The organism is Xanthobacter agilis (assembly GCF_021730435.1).
GTDB classification, from domain to species: domain Bacteria; phylum Pseudomonadota; class Alphaproteobacteria; order Rhizobiales; family Xanthobacteraceae; genus Xanthobacter; species Xanthobacter agilis.
The window spans coordinates 118,551-137,859 of the sequence record NZ_JABWGX010000013.1; the positions used below are offsets into that span (position 1 = coordinate 118,551).

Annotated in this window: 20 protein-coding genes and 1 pseudogene; 3 read left to right on the top strand and 18 right to left on the bottom strand. The window is 64.9% G+C overall.

Features of this window, described 5'->3' with window-relative positions; translation table 11 throughout:
• Positions 1–3: 3 nt before the first annotated feature.
• The 17 genes and pseudogenes from HUW53_RS11395 to HUW53_RS11470 all read right to left on the bottom strand — a co-directional run bounded on the left by HUW53_RS11395 (position 4) and on the right by HUW53_RS11470 (position 17,152).
• The gene (locus HUW53_RS11395) at positions 4–1,515 is read right to left on the bottom strand and encodes an NADH-quinone oxidoreductase subunit M (RefSeq protein WP_237345884.1); all 1,512 of its coding nucleotides are present in this window, start codon (positions 1,513–1,515) and stop codon (positions 4–6) included.
• Positions 1,516–1,520: 5 nt separating this feature from the next.
• Positions 1,521–3,446, bottom strand: a complete 1,926-nt coding sequence (gene nuoL / locus HUW53_RS11400; protein ID WP_237345885.1) for an NADH-quinone oxidoreductase subunit L — start codon at positions 3,444–3,446, stop codon at positions 1,521–1,523.
• A 4-nt stretch (positions 3,447–3,450) separates the two neighbouring features.
• The gene (nuoK, locus tag HUW53_RS11405; protein WP_237345886.1) at positions 3,451–3,759 is read right to left on the bottom strand and encodes an NADH-quinone oxidoreductase subunit NuoK; all 309 of its coding nucleotides are present in this window, start codon (positions 3,757–3,759) and stop codon (positions 3,451–3,453) included.
• A gap of 10 nt (positions 3,760–3,769) precedes the next feature.
• A complete protein-coding gene (locus HUW53_RS11410; RefSeq protein WP_237345887.1) occupies positions 3,770–4,390 on the bottom strand; it encodes an NADH-quinone oxidoreductase subunit J in 621 nt (206 codons plus the stop codon).
• Between the two features lie 298 nt (positions 4,391–4,688).
• Positions 4,689–5,177: an NADH-quinone oxidoreductase subunit NuoI gene (gene nuoI, locus HUW53_RS11415; RefSeq protein ID WP_237345888.1), complete on the bottom strand. Its 489-nt coding sequence runs from the start codon at positions 5,175–5,177 to the stop codon at positions 4,689–4,691.
• A gap of 52 nt (positions 5,178–5,229) precedes the next feature.
• Positions 5,230–6,249 (bottom strand): NADH-quinone oxidoreductase subunit NuoH, encoded by a 1,020-nt coding sequence (nuoH, locus tag HUW53_RS11420; RefSeq protein ID WP_237345889.1) that lies wholly within the window; start codon positions 6,247–6,249, stop codon positions 5,230–5,232.
• A gap of 101 nt (positions 6,250–6,350) precedes the next feature.
• A complete protein-coding gene (nuoG, locus tag HUW53_RS11425) occupies positions 6,351–8,420 on the bottom strand; it encodes an NADH-quinone oxidoreductase subunit NuoG (protein WP_237345890.1) in 2,070 nt (689 codons plus the stop codon).
• A gap of 94 nt (positions 8,421–8,514) precedes the next feature.
• The gene (locus HUW53_RS11430; RefSeq protein ID WP_237345891.1) at positions 8,515–8,883 is read right to left on the bottom strand and encodes a bleomycin resistance protein; all 369 of its coding nucleotides are present in this window, start codon (positions 8,881–8,883) and stop codon (positions 8,515–8,517) included.
• A 4-nt stretch (positions 8,884–8,887) separates the two neighbouring features.
• Positions 8,888–10,183 (bottom strand): NADH-quinone oxidoreductase subunit NuoF, encoded by a 1,296-nt coding sequence (nuoF, locus tag HUW53_RS11435; RefSeq protein WP_237345892.1) that lies wholly within the window; start codon positions 10,181–10,183, stop codon positions 8,888–8,890.
• 5 nt (positions 10,184–10,188) lie between these two features.
• Positions 10,189–10,851, bottom strand: a complete 663-nt coding sequence (nuoE, locus tag HUW53_RS11440) for an NADH-quinone oxidoreductase subunit NuoE (RefSeq protein ID WP_237345893.1) — start codon at positions 10,849–10,851, stop codon at positions 10,189–10,191.
• A 78-nt stretch (positions 10,852–10,929) separates the two neighbouring features.
• Positions 10,930–12,150, bottom strand: coding sequence for an NADH-quinone oxidoreductase subunit D (locus tag HUW53_RS11445; protein WP_237345894.1), 1,221 nt, complete (start codon positions 12,148–12,150; stop codon positions 10,930–10,932).
• A gap of 11 nt (positions 12,151–12,161) precedes the next feature.
• On the bottom strand, positions 12,162–12,770 hold the full coding sequence (locus HUW53_RS11450; RefSeq protein WP_237345895.1) for an NADH-quinone oxidoreductase subunit C: 609 nt from the start codon (positions 12,768–12,770) through the stop codon (positions 12,162–12,164).
• A 30-nt stretch (positions 12,771–12,800) separates the two neighbouring features.
• Positions 12,801–13,385 (bottom strand): NuoB/complex I 20 kDa subunit family protein, encoded by a 585-nt coding sequence (locus tag HUW53_RS11455; protein WP_237345896.1) that lies wholly within the window; start codon positions 13,383–13,385, stop codon positions 12,801–12,803.
• Positions 13,376–13,741, bottom strand: a complete 366-nt coding sequence (locus HUW53_RS11460; protein WP_237345897.1) for an NADH-quinone oxidoreductase subunit A — start codon at positions 13,739–13,741, stop codon at positions 13,376–13,378. Before HUW53_RS11460 ends, HUW53_RS11455 begins: the two co-directional genes overlap by 10 nt.
• Positions 13,742–14,446: 705 nt before the next feature.
• Complete coding sequence (locus tag HUW53_RS11465) at positions 14,447–14,821, bottom strand: hypothetical protein (RefSeq protein ID WP_237345898.1); 375 nt, start codon at positions 14,819–14,821, stop codon at positions 14,447–14,449.
• Positions 14,822–15,224: 403 nt separating this feature from the next.
• Positions 15,225–16,148: pseudogene (locus tag HUW53_RS22090) on the bottom strand (DUF3300 domain-containing protein); the annotation flags it as partial.
• Between the two features lie 347 nt (positions 16,149–16,495).
• Positions 16,496–17,152: a hypothetical protein gene (locus tag HUW53_RS11470; protein WP_237345899.1), complete on the bottom strand. Its 657-nt coding sequence runs from the start codon at positions 17,150–17,152 to the stop codon at positions 16,496–16,498.
• 446 nt (positions 17,153–17,598) lie between these two features.
• On the opposite strand from HUW53_RS11470, the gene HUW53_RS22095 reads away from it, so the two are divergent.
• From HUW53_RS22095 to HUW53_RS11485, 3 genes are all read left to right on the top strand, one after another.
• A complete protein-coding gene (locus tag HUW53_RS22095; protein ID WP_370877852.1) occupies positions 17,599–17,916 on the top strand; it encodes an NAD-dependent epimerase/dehydratase family protein in 318 nt (105 codons plus the stop codon).
• Positions 17,917–18,077: 161 nt separating this feature from the next.
• Positions 18,078–18,590, top strand: a complete 513-nt coding sequence (locus tag HUW53_RS11480) for a DoxX-like family protein (RefSeq protein WP_237345901.1) — start codon at positions 18,078–18,080, stop codon at positions 18,588–18,590.
• Positions 18,590–19,060, top strand: coding sequence for a DUF2269 family protein (locus HUW53_RS11485; protein ID WP_237345902.1), 471 nt, complete (start codon positions 18,590–18,592; stop codon positions 19,058–19,060). The genes HUW53_RS11480 and HUW53_RS11485 overlap by 1 nt, the downstream gene beginning before the upstream one ends.
• Positions 19,061–19,116: 56 nt before the next feature.
• Here the strand turns inward: HUW53_RS11485 and HUW53_RS11490 are convergent.
• On the bottom strand, positions 19,117–19,309 hold a 193-nt coding region (locus HUW53_RS11490), incomplete at its 5' end, for a transposase (RefSeq protein WP_237345903.1).

Sequence of the window (19,309 nt, forward strand, 5' to 3'; positions counted from 1 at the left end):
AAATCAGAAGGTGAGGAGGAACGCGGTCTTGACCGCGCCCGCCACCTGATCGGTGCGCGCGACCACTGCGTTCACCGCATGGGACGTCATGTCGAGGATCGGCGCAGGCCAGACCCCGAACAGGATGGTGATGACCACGAGCGGCACCATGATGGTCACCTCCCGCGGCGACAGATCCAGAATGTTCTTCAGGCTGTCCTTCTCGAGCTTGCCGAAGATCACGCGCCAATACAGGTAGAGCGCGTAGGACGCCGAGAGAATAACACCCGTAGCCGCAAGGAACGCCACCCAGGTGTTCACTTCGAACGCCGCCAGCATGGTCAGGAACTCGCCCACGAAGCCGGAGGTGCCGGGCAGACCGATGTTCGCCATGGTGAAGATCATCATGACCGTGGCGTAGAGCGGCATCCGCTTGACGAGGCCGCCATAGGCCGCGATCTCGCGAGTGTGCATGCGGTCGTAGATCACGCCGACGCACAGGAACAGCGCACCCGACACAAAGCCGTGGGAGATCATGAGGAACATCGCCCCCTGAAGCCCCTGCTCGTTCATCGTGAAGATGCCCATGGTGACGAAGCCCATGTGCGCGATCGACGAATAGGCGATCAGCTTCTTGATGTCCTCCTGCACCAGCGCCACCAGCGACGTGTAGATGATGGCGACCACGGAAAGGGCAAACATCATCGGCGCGAAATAGTGACTGGCCTCGGGGAACATGGGCAGCGAATAACGGATGAAGCCGTAGCCACCCATCTTCAGCATGATCCCCGCGAGGATGACAGACCCCGCCGTTGGCGCCTCCACATGCGCATCCGGAAGCCAGGTGTGGACCGGCCACATGGGCATCTTCACCGCGAACGACGCGAAGAACGCCAGCCAAAGCCAGGTTTGCATGCCCGAGGGAAAACCATAGGCCATCAGCTGCGGAACGTCAGTCGTGCCCGCCTGCCAGTACATCGCCATGATGGCCAGCATCATCAGCACTGAGCCGAGCAGCGTGTACAGGAAGAACTTGAACGAAGCGTAGATGCGCCGCGGTCCGCCCCATATGCCGATGATAAGGAACATCGGAATGAGGCCGGCCTCGAAGAAGAAGTAGAACAGCACCAGATCAAGAGCGCAGAAGGTGCCGATCATGAAGGTTTCGAGCACCAGGAACGCGATCATGTACTCCTTCACCCGCTTATGCACGCTCTCCCAGGACGCCAGAATCGCAAACGGCATGAGGAAGGTGGTGAGGATCACGAACGGCAGTGAAATGCCATCGACACCCATGTGATAGGCGGCGATGTCGCCGAGCCACGCCTTCTTCTCAACGAATTGGAAGCCCGGCGCCGCCGGATCGAACCCGGGCAGCAGCAGCAGCGAAACCACGAAGGTCACCAGGGTCGTCCACAGCGCCACCCACCGGGCATTGCGGGCAGACACCTCGTCGTCCCCCCGCACCACCAGGATGAAGAGGGCGCCGACGAGCGGCAGGAAGGTGACGACGGATAGGATGGGCCAGTCGGTCATCGGCGTCACACTCCGGAGAACATGAACCAGGTGAGTAGGGCCGCGACGCCGATGAGCATCACGAAGGCGTAATGGTAAAGGTAGCCGGTCTGTAGCCGCACCACGCGGCCGGTCACGTCCAGCACCCTTGCAGACACACCATCCGGTCCGAAGCCGTCGATGATGGTGCCATCGCCCTGCTTCCACAGCAGCCGGCCAAGCCGCATGGCCGGCTTCACGAACAAGGCGTCATAGAGCTCGTCGAAGTACCACTTGTTGAGCAGGAACTTATAGAGCCCGGGAAGGGCATTCGCGAGCGCCACCGGCAACCGCGGATTTGCCACGTAGAACCAGTAGGCAATGAGGAAGCCGACAACCATCATGGCCGTGGGGGCCAGAACGATGAGTTCAGGAATCTGGTGCATCGCATGGAGAATGTGATTTTCCGCGCCCATGAAGATGGATTTGCGGAAGAACTCGCCCACGCCTTCACCCACGAACTCGTTGTAGAGCGCAAAGCCCGCAATCAGAGATCCCGCGCCCAGCACGCCGAGCGGAATGGTCATAACCAGGGGCGATTCATGCGCATGATCATAATGATGCTGATCGTGCGGCTTGCCATGGAAGGTCATGAACACAAGGCGCCAGGAGTAGAACGACGTCAGGGCGGCGGCCAGCACCGTCATCGCCCAACCGTACAAGGCAAAGGCATTGTGACTCGCATAGGCCGATTCGATGATCGCGTCCTTTGAGTAATAGCCCGCCGTGAAGGGGAAACCGGTAATCGCGAGCGTGCCGATCAGCATCATCGCATAGGTGAAGGGCACCTTCTTATAGAGCCCCCCCATGTGCCGCATGTCCTGCTCATGGTGCATGGCGTTGATCACGGAGCCGGCGCACAAGAACAGCAGCGCCTTGAAGCAGGCGTGGGTCAAGAGGTGGAACATGCCCACCGAATAGGCGCCCGCACCCATGGCGGTGAACATATAGCCCAGCTGCGAGCACGTGGAATACGCGATCACCTTCTTGATGTCGTTCTGCACCAGCGCGATGGTGGCCGCGAAGAAGGCGGTGGTCGCGCCAATCAACATCACCACGTCGAGGGCCGTCTGCGACAGCTCGAAGATGGGCGACATGCGCGCCACCATGAACACACCTGCGGTCACCATCGTCGCTGCGTGAATCAGCGCCGACACCGGTGTCGGGCCCTCCATCGCATCCGGCAACCAAGTGTGCAGCAGAAGCTGCGCCGACTTGCCCATGGCGCCGACGAACAGCAGCAGCGCGATGACGGTCGGGGCGTCCCAATGGTGGCCAAGGAAGTTGATGGTCTTGCCCACAAGCGAGGGGGCCGCCGCAAAAACCTGATCGAACGCCACCGAGCCCGTCATCACAAAGGTCGCGAAGATGCCCAGCATGAAACCGAAGTCGCCCACGCGATTGACCACGAACGCCTTCATGGCCGCCGCATTGGCGGAGGGCTTTTCATACCAGAAGCCGATCAGCAGGTATGACGCTAGGCCCACGCCTTCCCAGCCGAAGAAGAGCTGGACCAGATTGTCGGCGGTCACCAGCATCAGCATCGCGAAGGTGAACAGCGACAGATAGGAGAAGAAGCGTTGCCGGCTAGGATCCTCGTGCATGTACCCCATGGAGTACAGATGCACGAGGCTCGACACCGTCGTCACCACGATCAGCATCACGGCTGTGAGGCTGTCGATGCGCAACGCCCAATCAACCTTGAGGCCGCCGACATCCATCCACTCAAACAGGTGCACCCGCGCGTCGTGATCGTCAAAGCCGACACTCACGAAAGTGATCCAGGCGAATAGGCACGCGATGAACAGGAAGGTGGTGGTCACCACCTCGCTGGCGCGGGCGCCGATGGCGCGGCCGAACAGCGCCGCAATGAGGAAGCCTGCAAGCGGCAGGAAGACGATCGCTTGATACATGGCCTCAACCCTTCATCGCGTTGATGTCCTCGACGGCGATCGAACCGCGGCTGCGGTAGAACACCACGAGGATGGCGAGGCCAATGGCCGCTTCGGCCGCCGCCACGGTAAGCACGAGCAGAGCGAACACCTGCCCGGTGAGGTTCCCTAGGAAAGCCGAGAACGAGACGAGGTTGATGTTCACCGCCAGCAGGATCAGCTCAATCGACATAAGAATGACGATCACGTTCTTCCGATTGAGGAAGATGCCGAGCGTGCCCAGCGTGAACAGGATCGCCGCCACCGTCAGGTAGTGGGAAAGACCGATTTCCATGGCGACCCCCTCAAAGCCCCTGGCCCGGCCGCACCTTGACCACCTTGATGGCAGCCTCGGGCGTCCGCGCGACCTGGGCGGAGATGTTCTGACGCTTCACATTCACCTTGTGGCGGAGCGTGAGCACGATGGCTCCGATCATCGCCACCAGCAGCACGAATCCCGCCGCCTGGAAGAAATAGATGTAGTCGGTGTAGAGCACCTTCGCGATCGCCTGCACATTGCCGACCTCGCTGACGTGGCCCGCTACCGCACCGGCAGACACCGCAGCGGAGATGCCCGGCCCCGTCGCCCAGGCCCCGACGACAAGCACGAGCTCGGCGAGAAAGACCAGCCCCACCAGCACGCCCACTGGCAAATATTGCAGGAACCCTTGGCGCAACTCGACGAAGTCGACGTCGAGCATCATCACCACGAACAGGAACAGAACCGCGACCGCACCCACATAGACCACCACCAGGATCAGGCCGAGGAACTCGGCGCCAATCAGCAGAAAGAGGCCTGCCGCATTCACGAAGGCGAGGATGAGGAACAAAACGGACTGCACCGGGTTGCGCGAGGAGATCACCATAAAGGCGGACCCCACCAGCACGAACGCGAAGAGATAGAAAAACGCTGCCGCGACACTCATGCGGAGAGCCCCCCCCTGCGCGCCAGTTCCGCGCTCGTTTGCGCTGCCGCGAGCCGGCGCCTGCCCATCACGGACACAGGCCCCCCGCAGCCGATGCGTCGATAGCTCTGACCCATCCCACACGTCCACCGTTTCGAGCCGAGACCATGCTGCCGATGCTCCGGCGCATGTTCCCCCTCACGATCCAAGACGGAACCATCCCCTCCCGCTTCCTAGGAAGCGGAGGATCGCTCCTGCCGTGCGCATCACGGCCCATCCAACCCGATCGGCTCCGGCAAGCGCCGCAGCCGATGCCCGCTCACCGATACGGCGCATCCATAGCGATGGACCGCGCAATCTCGCGCTCCCACCGGTCACCGTTCGAAAGCAGCTTGTCCTTGTCGTAATAGAGTTCTTCCCGGGTTTCCGTGGCGAACTCGAAATTGGGACCTTCGACAATGGCCTCAACCGGGCACGCCTCCTGGCAGAAGCCACAGTAGATGCACTTCACCATGTCGATGTCGTAACGGGTCGTGCGACGCGTCCCATCGTTGCGGCGCGGACCGGCTTCAATCGTGATGGCCTGCGCCGGGCAGATCGCCTCGCACAGCTTGCATGCGATGCACCGCTCTTCACCGTTCGGGTAGCGACGCAGCGCATGCTCACCGCGAAAGCGCGGCGACAGCGGCCCCTTCTCGAACGGGTAGTTCAGCGTCGATTTCGGCGCGAAGAAATAGCGCATCGTCAGAAAAAAGGCGGAGACGAGCTCCGTCAACAGCAGCGCGCGCGCGGCCTGATCGAGCTTCATGGGCGCTCTCCCGCCGCCTTCAAGCGGCTCTTCTGAAGGTTCGAAAGCACGGTCATTGGGGCGCCGTCCCGGTAAAGTGCAGGACGCTGGCCACCACCACCACCGCCACCAGCGAAATCGGCAGGAACACCTTCCAGCCGAGCCGCATGAGCTGGTCGTAGCGATAGCGCGGGACAATCGCCTTCGCCATGGCGAACAGGAAGAACATGAAGCAGAGCTTCAGAACGAACCAAACCACCCCCGGCACCCAGGTGAACGGCGCGAACGGCAATGGCGACAGCCAACCCCCGAGGAACAAAATGGTTCCCATGGCGCACATGGTCACGATGGCCACATACTCGCCAAGCATGAACAGCAGGTAGGGGGTGGAGCCGTATTCGGTCATGAAGCCCGCCACCAGCTCCGATTCCGCTTCGACCAGATCGAACGGAGGCCGGTTCGTCTCGGCAAGGGCGGAGACGAAGAAGATGACGAACATCGGCAGCAGCGGCAAAAAATACCAGTTCAGCAGACCGAACCGGCCGTTCTGCGCCTCCACGATGTCACTGAGGTTCAGCGAGCCGGCGCACATCAGCACCGTGATGATGACGAAGCCGATGGAGACCTCATAAGACACCATCTGCGCTGCAGAGCGCAGCGAGGCTAGGAATGGATACTTCGAGTTCGAAGCCCAGCCACCCATGATGATGCCGTACACGCCCAGCGAAGAGATGGCGAAGATGTAGAGCACGCCCACGTTGATGTCGGCGATCACCCAGCCGTCCGCGATCGGCACCACGGCCCAAGCCGCCAGCGCCAGCACGCAGGTGACCAGCGGCGCCAGCAGGAACAACACCTTGTTGGAGCCTGCCGGAATGGTCGGCTCCTTCAGTACGAATTTGAGAAGATCCGCGAACGATTGGAAGAGGCCAAAAGGCCCAACCACGTTGGGTCCCCGCCGCATCTGCACCGCCGCCCAGATCTTACGATCGGCAAGCAGGATGTAGGCGATGAAGATCAGGAGCGCCACCAGCAGAGCCAAGCTCTGCCCGATGATGATCAGCACCTGGATAAGGGTGTCCTGCCAGCTCATCGGCTTATCGCCCCCTCACGCTGCCCGCGCACAGGCCGAAGCCCGTGCCCGGTGCGCCGCTTGCGGCGCGAACTGTTGGTTATCGCGACGATCCATGCGCCTCACTCCGCCGCTTCCGCGGCCGATGCCGCGCGCAGCGCCGAGCATTCCGCCATGATCGCGGACGCGCGGGCGATTGGGTTCGTCAGATAGAAATCCGAGACCGCCGCCACGAATGGCGCCTTGCTCACCGTTCCGCCGATCTTCGCCAAGCCGCCGATCGCCGAAGCATCCGCCGGCGCGATCTGGTCGACGCGGCCGAGATGGGGAAGCTCCGCCATCAGCTTGCTCCGCAGCGCACCAAGAGTGTCGAACGGCAGCCTCTGCCCAACCACATCGGACAACGCGCGCAGAATAGCCCATTCCTCGCGCGCATCCCCGGGCGGAAACGCTGCCCGGCTGGCCAGTTGCACGCGCCCTTCGGTGTTCACATAGAGGCCCGACTTTTCGGTATAGGCCGCGCCAGGCAGGATCACGTCCGCCCGATGGGCGCCGCGATCACCGTGGCTACCGATGTAGACCACGAACGCGCCCGGAGCGATCTCGACCTCGTCCGCGCCAAGCAGGAACGCCACATCCAGCGCCCCGGCAACCGCCATCTGTTTGGCGTTGAGCCCCTTCGGCCCCGGCACCGCGCCCACATCCAGCGCGCCCACCCGCGCCGCAGCCGTGTGCAACACGGCAAAGCCGTTCCAGTCGTCCGTGACCGCACCGCTTTCGACCGCCACCTGCGCGGCCCGCGACAGGATCGCCGCGCCATCTTCCCGCGCCAGCGCGCCTTGACCAACGACAATCATCGGCCGCTGCGCCTGCTTCAACACATCGCCGAAGGCACCGAGGTTCGCAAGGCTCTCGGGACCTGCGCCCAGATACTCATAGGTGTAGGTCAGGTCCACCTGCGCGCCGATCAGGCCCACCTTCAGCCCGCCCTGCCGCCACCTCTTCCGGATCCGGGCATTCAGCACCGAAGCCTCGCTCCGCGGGTCGGTGCCCACGAGCAGGATGGCGTCCGCCGCATCGATCCCGGCGATGGAGGGGTTGAACACATAGGTGGCGCGACCCAAGGCCGGGTCCAGCGCCGCACCGTCCTGCCGCGCATCGATATTGGAAGAGCCGAGCTTGGCGATAAGGCTCTTCAGCGCGTAAGCCTCCTCCACGGTGGCGAGATCGCCAACGAGTGCCCCAATCTTCTCGGGCTTTGCCCCCTTCACCTTCTCCGCGATGACGGCAAATGCCTCGGCCCACGACGCGGGCACCAGCCGGCTACCGTTGCGCACATAGGGGCGGTCCAGGCGCTGCACCTTCAGGCCATCCCACACATAGCGCGACTTGTCGGAGATCCATTCCTCATTCACGAGGTCGTTGGTGCGCGGCAGAATGCGCATGACCTCGCGGCCCCGCGTATCCACGCGGATGTTGGCGCCAACGGCGTCCATGACGTCCACGGACTCGGTCTTGACGAGCTCCCACGGCCGGGCATGAAACGCATAAGGCTTATGCGTGAGGGCACCGACCGGGCACAGGTCGGCCACATTGCCCTGCATCTCGGAGCGCATCGCGTGCTCGAGATAGGTGGTGATCTCGGTATCCTCACCACGCCCAATGGCGCCGAGGTCCGGCACGCCTGCCACCTCGGTGGTGAAGCGCACGCAGCGCGTGCACTGGATGCAGCGCGTCATCGACGTGCGCACCAGCGGGCCGATGTACTTGTCCTCAACGGCCCGCTTGTTCTCCGCGAAGCGCGACGTGTCCGAGCCATAGGCCATGGCCTGGTCCTGCAGATCGCACTCGCCACCCTGATCGCAGATTGGGCAATCCAGCGGGTGGTTGATGAGCAGGAACTCCATCACCCCTTCGCGTGCCTTCTTCACCATCGGGCTCTTCGTGAGCACCACCGGCGGCTCGCCATTGGGGCCAGGACGCAGATCCTTCACCGCCATCGCACAAGAGGCGGTGGGCTTGGGCGGCCCGCCCTTCACTTCCACCAGACACATCCGGCAATTGCCGGCAATGGACAGCCGCTCATGGAAGCAGAAGCGCGGAATCTCAACCCCCGCCGCCTCGCACGCCTGAAGCAGCGTGAACTCGGCCGGGACCTCGATTTCAGAGCCGTCGACGACGATCTTCGCCATCACCTTAACCTCGCCTCTTGCCGCGCCCGGCGCGAACCCCGTCCTGAAGCCGCACCACGGCGGCTCTCGCCTCAACCCACCCCGACCGGCCCTCTCAGGCCGCGCCCGGACGGCCCGCAGGCACGCCGAACCGCAGCAAATTGCCGTCCGGGTCCCACACGTAGAACTCGCGCATTCCCCAGTCGCGATCCGCGACCTCGGAAATCCGCCCGCCATCCGCCGCCCGTTCTAGCTCGGCCCGCATGGCGTCGATATCGTCCACTCGGACGTAAACGGAGGTCGCCTCGGCGATTGCCTTGTCGGCGCAGCGCCAGAAATGGATCTCCACCTCGTCCCGACCCACGATGGCGTAACCCTCCATCGTGAACTTCACCACAAACCCAATCCGATCCTGGTACCACGCCGCGGAAGCCACGGGATCGGCGGCCGGAAAGGTCGGGCATACTTGCCTGATACAGGCCATCAGCTCATTCCGCCGCCACCGGCTGCGGGTGCGGATTGGCGGAATACTGGTCGATCCGCTCTTCGATCACATGACGATAGTGCCGAATGAGACCTTGGACCGGCCACGCCGCGGCATCGCCCAGCGCGCAGATGGTGTGCCCCTCGATCTGGGTGGTCACTTCCAGCAGCATGTCGATCTCATGCTTGTGGGCCCGGCCCTCCGCCATGCGATTGACGACGCGCCACATCCAGCCGGTTCCCTCCCGGCACGGGGTGCACTGACCACAGCTTTCATGCTTGAAGAAGTAGGAGATGCGCGCGATGGCCCGCACGATATCCGTGGACTTGTCCATCACCAGCACACCGGCGGTGCCGAACGACGACTTCACCGCGCGCAGGCCGTCGAAGTCCATGATGAGGTCTTCGCACTGCTCGGCCGGAACCACAGGGCAGGACGCGCCGCCGGGAATGATCGCCAGCAGATTGTCCCAACCGCCACGCACCCCGCCGCCATGCTTCTCGATGAGCTCCTTGAACGGGATGCCCATGGCGTCTTCCACCACGCAGGGGCGGTTCACATGGCCCGAAATGCCATAGAGCTTGGTGCCGACATTGTTCGGTCGACCGATGGAGGAGAACCAGGAGGCGCCGCGCCGCAAAATCGTGGGCGCCACCGCGATGCTCTCCACATTGTTCACCGTGGTGGGGCAGCCGTAGAGACCCATGTTCGCAGGGAATGGCGGCTTCATCCGCGGCATCCCCTTCTTGCCTTCGAGGCTCTCCAGCAGCGCTGTTTCTTCGCCGCAGATGTAGGCTCCGGCGCCGTGGTGCACATAAAGATCGAAGGGATAGTCGTGGATGTTGCTCTTACCGAGCAGGCCGGCCGCGTAACACTCGTCGATCGCCTGCTGTAGGCGCTTGCGCTCATAGATGAATTCGCCGCGCACATAGATGTAGGCCGCGTGCGCCCCCATGGCAAAGGACGCGATCAGGCAACCTTCGATCAGCGTGTGCGGATCGTTGCGCAGGATCTCGCGATCCTTGCAGGTGCCGGGCTCGGACTCGTCGGCGTTCACCACCAGATAGTGGGGTCGCCCATCCGACTGCTTCGGCATAAAGGACCATTTGAGACCGGTCGAGAAGCCGGCGCCGCCACGACCCCGCAGGCCCGACGCCTTCATCTCATTGATGATCCAGTCGCGCCCCTTTTCCAGGATGCCTTTGGTGCCGTCCCAATGACCGCGCGCCATCGCGCCCTTCAGGCTGAAGTCCTGGAGGCCATAGAGATTGGTGAAAATACGATCCTTGTCGGCGAGCATGGGCATCACTCCCCGGGAGTCGGCGCGGGCGCCGCTGAGGTCTCATCCGACTTCGACCGCGGCGCATAAAGGGCGGGATCCGTGAGCGCGACCGGCCCACCGATGGGTTCGCAGCCATGGCGCCCGTTCTGTGGCCCCACCTTCACCGGACGGCCGGCGGCGAGATCGTCCAGAAGCTTTTCCAAGCTCTCAGGCGTGAGGTCCTCGAAGACGTCGTCATTGATCTGGACCATGGGCGCATTGGTACAGGCGCCCAGGCATTCGACCTCAAGCCAGGAGAAGTTGCCGTCGGCGGAGACATGGCTCTGCGCGCCGATCTTCCGCTCGCATACGGCCTTGAGATCATCGGAGCCACGCAACATGCAGGGCGTCGTGCCGCACAATTGCACGAAATACGTCCCGACCGGGGCAAGATTGAACATGGTGTAGAAGGTCGCCACCTCCAACACGCGGATATGCGCCATCCCGAGCCGGTCCGCGACCGCCCGCAAGGCTGGCTCCGGCAACCAGCCCCCCGCCGCCTTCTGGGTTTCCCACAGAAGTGGCACCACGGCCGAAGCCTGGCGGCCTTCGGGATACTTGGCGATCAGCGCCGACGCGATCTCCTCCAGCTCGGGCGTGAAGGCGAAGCTTTCGGGCTGCTCGGCAGCAAGGCGGCGAACGGTCATATCAGACCTCCAGGCCGGTGGCGGAGCCGGCCGCAGCGCGGCGCTCACGCATGGGGAGGAAGATGGAAAGGGAGGACATCAGCGGTCCACCTCGCCAAACACGATGTCGAGCGACCCGAGAATCGCCGAGACGTCGGCCAGCATGTAGCCGCGCGACAGGAAATCCATCGCCTGGAGATGGGCGAAACCCGGAGCGCGGATCTTGCAGCGATAGGGCTTGTTTGACCCATCAGATACCAGATACACGCCGAACTCGCCCTTGGGCGCCTCCACCGCGGCATAGACATCGCCGGCGGGCACATGGAAGCCCTCCGTGTAAAGCTTGAAATGTTGGATGAGCGCCTCCATCGAGCGCTTCATCTCACCCCGCTTCGGCGGCACCACCTTGTGGTCCTGGGTGTAAACTGGACCGGCTTCCTTGAGCAGCCGCTCCACGCACTGCTTCATGATCTTCGTGGACTGCCGCATCTCTTCCATGCGCACCACATAACGGTCGTAGCAATCGCCGTGCACGCCCACGGGAATGTCGAAGTCGAGCTCCGAATAGCACTCGTAAGGCTGCGCCCGGCGCAGATCCCAGGCCGCGCCCGACCCGCGGACCATCACACCCGAGAAGCCCCAGGCGAGCGCGTCCTCCAGCGACACCGTACCGATGTCCACGGTCCGCTGCTTGAAAATGCGGTTGCCCGTGACCAGACGATCCAAATCGTCGAGCACCTTCGGGAAGGTCTCGCAGAACGCGCCAATGTCCTCGACCAACGCGCGCGGCAGATCCTGATGCACGCCACCCGGACGGAAATAGGCCGCATGCATGCGGCTTCCCGAGGCGCGCTCATAGAAGACCATGAGCTTCTCGCGCTCTTCGAAGCCCCACAGTGGCGGGGTCAGCGCGCCCACGTCCATGGCGAACGTCGTCACGTTCAGAATATGCGAGAGCAGCCGCCCGATCTCGGAATACAGCACGCGCACCAGCTGCCCGCGCTTCGGCACCTCGATGCCCAGGAGCTTTTCCACTGCCAGGCAGTAGGCGTGCTCCTGATTCATGGGCGCGCAATAGTCCAGGCGGTCGAAATACGGCACCGCCTGAAAGTAAGTTTTGGATTCGATGAGCTTCTCGGTGCCGCGATGCAGCAGCCCGATGTGCGGATCGACCCGCTCCACCACTTCGCCGTTCAGCTCCAGCACCAGGCGCAGCACGCCGTGGGCCGCGGGGTGCTGCGGTCCGAAATTGATCTTGAAATTACGAACCTTGTCGGCCGGCTTCAGCTCTTCGACGTCGGCTGCGAGTTCCTGTCCCATCGGTCGCTCCCTCAGCCGGCCTTCGACGCCTTCTCGTCGCCCGGCAGGACGTAATCCACGCCCTCCCAGGGAGACAGGAAGTCAAAGTTGCGAAACTCCTGCGCCAGCCGCACAGGCTCGTAGACGACCCGCTTCAGCTCGTCGTCGTAATGCACCTCAACGTAACCGGAGGTGGGAAAATCCTTGCGCAGCGGATGACCGTCAAAGCCGTAGTCGGTCAAAAGGCGCCGCAGCTCGGGATGACCCGTGAACAGGATGCCGTAAAGATCGTAGGTCTCGCGCTCGAACCAGTTGGCACCTGGGAACACGCCACAGATGGACGGCACCGGAGTGTCCTCGTCAGTCGCCACCTTCAGCCGGATGCGCAGGTTCTGCTTCAGCGACAGGAAATGATAGACCACCTCAAAGCGCGCGTCCCGCTCGGGGTAGTCGGCACCACACACGTCCACGATGCAGTGGAACAGACACGCCGGGTCGTCGCGCAGGAAAGTGGCCACCTTCACGATCTGGGCCGGCTCCACATCAAGGGTGAGCTCGCCGAACGCAACCTTCCAGCCCTTCACAGCGCCCGACAGAACGCCTGCGATATGAGCGGCCAGATCTTTTAGGGTCTCGTCCATCTCAACAATCCCGTCCTGAGCCCTCGGGCCTCAGCGCTCGATGGTGCCGATGCGGCGAATCTTCTTCTGCAGCAGCAGCACGCCATACAGCAGCGCTTCCGCAGTCGGAGGACAGCCCGGAACATAGATATCCACCGGCACCACGCGATCGCAGCCACGCACCACCGCATACGAATAGTGGTAATAGCCGCCGCCATTGGCGCAGGAGCCCATGGAGATGACGTAGCGGGGCTCCGGCATCTGGTCGTAGACCTTGCGGAGCGCGGGCGCCATCTTGTTGGTCAGCGTGCCGGCCACGATCATCACGTCCGACTGGCGGGGCGACGCCCGCGGCGCGAAACCGAATCGCTCCACGTCGTAGCGCGGCATGGAAACCTGCATCATTTCCACGGCGCAGCAGGCGAGGCCGAAGGTCATCCACATGAGCGAGCCGGTGCGCGCCCAGGTGATGAGGTCGTCGGCGGTGGTGAGCAGGAAGCCCTTGTCCGCGAGCTCCGCGTTGACTTCCTTGAAGAAGGGATCGGTCGCCCCCACCGGCTTGCCGGTGGACGGATCGATGATGCCCCGGGGGGCCGCTGCGATTTCCGGCTTCGCCGCAGAAGGGGTCAATCCCATTCCAGAGCTCCCTTACGCCACTCGTAGATGAAGCCGACGGTCAGAACGCCCAGGAAGATCATCATGGACCAGAAGCCCAGATCGCCCAGTCCGCCGAAGCTGACCGCCCACGGGAACAGGAAGGCCACTTCAAGGTCGAAAATGATGAACAGGATCGACACGAGATAGAATCGCGCGTCGAAGGTCATGCGGGCATCGTCGAAGGCATTGAAGCCGCACTCGTAGGCCGACAGCTTCTCGGGATCCGGATTGCTGTAGGCCACCAGAAAGGGCGCCACCAGCAGGGCGAGCCCGATCACCAGCGACACGCCGATGAAGATCACCACCGGCAGATAATCCATGAGCAAGGCGTTCATGTTGCCCGCACCTCGGGGCGCATGGGCGATGCGCTGAAACGCGCGACCGCGCCGGCCTCGGTTGGAGAAGTTCGAAACGACGCCGCAGCCTTAACTCAGCCCCAGTTGGGAGGCAAGTGCGCGCTTCGGCCTAGTGAAGCATCCGGAACGTCGATGCAGCAACGAACCGGGCGTTGGAAACACAGCACTCCAAGCGCTGTCTCGGCCAAACCCGCGCTGTTGTACGCAGGCAACAAATTCCCAATTCGCCGCACGCACTTGCGCTGCGGAACGTAGAACGGCCGGCCCTTTTGGGACCGGCCGTCGTCGCACCGAAACGGCGCCCGATTCTAAGGCAGCCGAGGAGGGTCCTTCCGCCAGCGCCGACGCGGACGGAAGGCGCTGTCAGCCCCCCGCGGCCACGCGTTCAGCGCCCACCTCGGGCCGGGCCCGGCCGCCCGCCGCCACGTGGTGTGACCTTGCCACCGCCGCCGCCACGCGGCGGCGCACGGAACTGAGCGGGACGACCGCTCGGGTTGGAGCGCATGCTCGCGCCGCCCGGCCGCTGCGTCCGCACCTGCGGTTTGCCCAACTGCGGCGCCCTCACCCGAGGCTTGCCCATCTGAGTCTTGCCCATCTGAGGCTTACCCATCTGAGGCGCCCGGGTCTGGGGCTTCCTGACCTGCGGCGTGCGCACGAAGCTCGGCTGCCCGGCCGGCCGCGGCTTCATGCCGGAGCCACCGGGGCGAGTCGGACCGCCAGGGCGTCCGGCGCCGCCGGGACCTCCCGGATGGCCGGGGACGCCAGGACCACCGGGGCGCCCGGGACCACCGGCACCACCGGGATGGCCCGGCAACCCAGGACCGCCGGGACCACCGGGGCGTCCGGGACCACCAGGACCACCGGGATGACCCGGCAACCCAGGACCGCCGGGACCGCCAGGACGTCCGGGACCACCAGGACCACCGGGATGGCCCGGCAACCCAGGACCGCCGGGACCGCCAGGGCGTCCGGGACCACCAGGACCACCGGGATGGCCCGGCAACCCAGGACCGCCGGGACCGCCAGGGCGTCCGGGACCGCCGGGACGTCCAGGACCACCCGGACCGCCCGGAAAGTGGCCCGGGCCGGGACGCCACGGCTTCAGCCCGCCACCGGGACCGGGAATCGGCGCCGGGCCGGGCATGGGCGGGCGAGGACCCGGCCAGGGACCGGGACCCGGCGGACGCGGTCCGGGACCGGGCCACGGCCCAGGATGAGGACCAGGCCAGGGCCCAGGACCCGGCCAGGGACCAGGACCCGGCGGGCGCGGACGCGGGCGCCATCCCGGATAGCCCGGCCACACCGGCGGATAGACCCAGCCGCCGCGCCAATTCCACGAATTGTTCCAGGCGTTGCCGACCAGAACACCGGCGCCGAAACCCAGCAGGCCCACCCCTGCGGCCGTGTAGATATCGGAATAGTCATATTGCGGCACATAAACCACGTCCGGCTGCGCCGGCGTGATGTAGATGGTGTTGCCGCTTCCCGTGGTGTTGCGCTGGGTGGTCACCACCTGCTGCTGCGTGGTCTTGAGATTGCCCGCCGATTCGGCCTTGGCACGCAAGGCCTGGATCGCCACCGCCACGTCTTCCGGCTGATTGGCAAAAGCATAGCCGATGGCGGTGGTGGCTTCGAGATCCTGGTCCAGCTTCTTGACCACTTCCGGGAAGCGCACCAGCGCCTTCACGGTAGGGTCCCACTTCTGGCTGTCGACCCCGGAAAAATCCCCCTTGGACACCGCCTTCTTGTGCGTATCCAGCCAGCGCGCGGCCTGAACAATCTGCAGCGGAAATGTGGTGGCGGGCAGCAGCTGCGCCAGCAGCGTATCCGGATAAAGAGCATAGGGCGCTAGAAGCGGCTCCAGCTCGGCCAAGGTATAAAGATTGGCCGCCGGTGTCGGGGCGGTGTCGGGTCCTGGCGCCGGAGCCGCGTCGGCCGATGGCTCCGGAGCATAGGATTGCGCCGGTGGCGCGGCATCGGGCGCCGCGGGCGCCTGGGCGGAGACCGCCGGAGGCGCAGCCGCCGGCACAGAAAGGGGGGAAGCGGTCTCGGCCGCCGGCGCGAATGGCAGGGCGGCGGAAGGCGCTGGCGCCGCCGTTCCGGACGCCGCAGCCTGTGTGCCCCCTTGTGGGACCGGCGCTGGCGCCGCTGAGCCAGAGCCCGCGACCGGTTCGCCAGTGCCGACCCCGGCGGCCGGCGGCGGGGTCGAAGGGATCTCCGGCGCGGACGTGGAGGGGCTCGCCACCGGCCCCGGATAGGTCTGTGCCAGCGCTGGAGCCACGGTGGACGACCACCCGAACACCAGTGCGATCGCACACCGCGACCATCCCGCAGGACCCACGCTTACTCGCGCGATCGGCCCTGACTGCCTCGTTCGCCGCCCCATGACCTTCTCCTGCGATCCTTCGCACGCGCCACGAGCCTAGGTTGAGCAGGCGGTTAAGTCCATGCGGCCCGCACGGGAGCGGGCGTCTTTCGCGTCGAAAACGACAGTGCGGAAAGCATCGCACGCGCCACCAACCGCACCCGACCGTACCCGGCAACCGACTTGAACGCCTGCGCGCGTGGCGGACCCAGTTTCGCCTCTGCCTCAACGTCAAATACCAGCGTGGCAGGACAACCGAAGTCCACGCGCCGCTCCCCCGCCCGCGCCTTTCGCCGGTCTCGTCGGACGACGGAGCTAGAGCATCCGCGGCACGCGAGCGAGGAAGCCGCCGGCCTTACTCCAAACGTCTAGCGGCCCTCGAACCAGGGAAAGCCGAGCACACCGCCGGTGTAGGTCTCGACCAGGGCGCTGAGGGGCCGGCCATCAGGCAGCGCCAGCACGGCCCGGTGCTGCAGCACATGCGGCGGCGGCACCAACGGGCCGTCCGAGGCGGGTGGCAGAGCGGCCCCCATCTCCCATCCACGCGGCAACGGCTGCCACAGCACTTCGGCCGACAGCGTGCGCCGACGGGTGGACAACGGCTGGACCACGCGGCCGAACGGCGTGTCGGTGGTATCCAACACGGCATTCATCTCGGCCGTGAGCAAGGCCGGAACATACCAATTGTCGGCCTCCGACAGCACCCGCTCGCCGCAGCGCAGGCGCACGCGCCGGTAGGCGACCTTCTCCCGCGGACCCACCTGCAACGCCTCGCGCACGGCGGTGTCGGCCGGCTTGTCCACGTCCTTCACCCGGTCCGCGACAATTTTCGTTCCCGCCGGCGCCAACCGATGGTCGGCGCACCAGCGGTCCAGCGTCAGGGTGGCGCTTGGATGGCTCAGCAACTCGCTGTTCAGCGTCTGCACCAGGGCGAGCGCGGCCAGCCGCCCGGCGAGGGTGTCCGGCCACGCGGTGGCCGTGGGCGGCTCCAACGCCCGCGCCGGCACCGCCAGAACAATCGCCACCGCGAGCGTTGCCGCCAGGCTTCCCGCCCATATCCGGCGCCGCGCAAGAAGCAAGGTCCGTGCCGAGGAACCCGGGGCATGCGAGGCGGTGGAGGGCATGACGAAGGGCCTTTCCGAGAAGCGCGGGGAAGCAAGAGGCAAGAGGCAAGAGGCAAGAGGCAAGACGCAAGAGGCATGGGACGTGGACGGCGCCAAAGCCGGCGGGGCCTCACCACGCAGCCCCTGAGCCCCGACCAGCCCAGCGCCCGGCAACGCGCTCCCGCCCCGACGACGCGCGAGCGCCAGGCCCGCTATTCCCCCTGGAACGACGGGGATACACCGACGCGGGCAATGCCCAGCGTTGGCGCTGCCAACGGACATCTGATCTCTGTTCGGTGTGGATGGCAGACAGGCGGCGATCGCCGGTGACGCTTCCCCCTCCATGGTTGATACGCTAAGCGTCGTTGATGCGCATTGCCATTATCGGGGCCTATGGGCTCATCGGCTCATATGTATCCGCCCGGTTGGCGGCTGACGGTCATGTGGTCATCGGCGTCGGGCGCGACATCGACGCAGCCCGCCGCCGCTTCCCCGCCCTGGAGTGGAAGCGCGCCGATATGGCCAAAGCCTCGGTCGCGGATTGGGCCGTCGTGCTCGCCGAAACCGAGGCCGTGATCAACTGCGCCGGCGCCTTGCAGGACGGTCCCCTTCGACATGGACGGCCTTCAGGTCGTCGCGGGGACCGTCCTGCAAGGCGCCGGACGCGCCGCCGCGCGTCAGCCTAGACCTCGTCCACGGCGAAGCGCTGACCCTGATCGACCTTGTCGGCCGACTGCGCGGCTGGCTGGGACTGCGGCCCGCGCGAACGATCCGCCTGCCACTCGGTCTCGCCCGCGCAACCGCCGCCGCGAGTGACGCCTTGGCCTGGCTGGGCTGGCGCAGCCCTATGCGCACCGCCGCATTGGAGCAATTGCGGATGGGTGTTCGCGGCCGGACGGAAGACGCTGCGCGCCTGGGATGCACGCCGCGATCCTTCGACGCCCTGCTGGCCGCCGCCCCCTCGGGCGTCCAAGAGCGCTGGTTCGCCCGTGCCTATTTCGCCAAGCCCGCCATCTTGGCCTGCCTGTTCGCCTTCTGGTTCCTGTCTGGGTTGATCGGCCTGACGGCTGGATTGAAGGACGCCATCGCCGTCCTGACCGCCTCCGGCGTGGACGCGGCGCTGGCGACCCGAGCGGTGATCGGAGGCAGTCTGGTCGACATCGCCCTGGCCCTGCTGCTGATCTGGCGACCGACCGCCGCCCGCGCCTTGCAGGGTATGCTGCTGGTCACGGTTGGCTATCTGCTGGGCGGCTCATTGGTGCGCCCCGACCTGTGGCTCGATCCGATGGGGCCGCTACTCAAAAGCATTCCAGCCGCCTTCCTGGCCCTGGCGGCCCTGGTCACGCTGGACGAACGCTGATGGACCTCTACACCCTGCTGAAGATCGCGCATGTGGTCGGCGCGACGGTGCTGCTTGGCACTGGGGCCGGCATCGCTTTCTTCATGCTGATGGCCCATCGCGCGCGCGACCCAGCACTGATCGCCCATACCGCAAGGATCGTGGTGCTGGCCGATACGGTGTTCACGGCCTCTGCGGTGATCATGCAGCCCATAACCGGTGCGGCCCTGGCCCACCTAGCCGGCTATCCGCTGTTCTCGGGATGGATTGGGCTGAGCCTCGTTCTCTATGTCGTCACCGGCCTGTGCTGGCTGCCCGTGGTGTGGATCCAAATCCGCCTGCGCGACCTGGCCCTTCAAGCCGTCGCCACTCGCGCGCCTTTGCCGGAACGTTATTTCCGGCTGTTCAGGTGGTGGTTCGTGCTGGGCTTCCCGGCCTTTGCGGCGGTCCTGAGCATCGTCTGCCTCATGGTGCTCAAGCCCGCCTTTTAAGCCTGCAATGTGTGCCCTGCTGGCAAGTGAGTCTTTAGGCCGTAGTGACGATTTAACTATCTGAGCCAGATGGCGATTGCGGCGAGTTTGACGAAGCCCATGAAGTTGGCGAGGAGCTTGTCGTATCGTGTGGCGACGCGCCGGAACTGCTTGAGCTTGTTGAAGAAGCGCTCGATCTTGTTGCGCTCTTTGTAGAGGTCGGTGTCGTAGACCCGCTGAAGCTTGCGATCCCGCTTGGGCGGAATGACG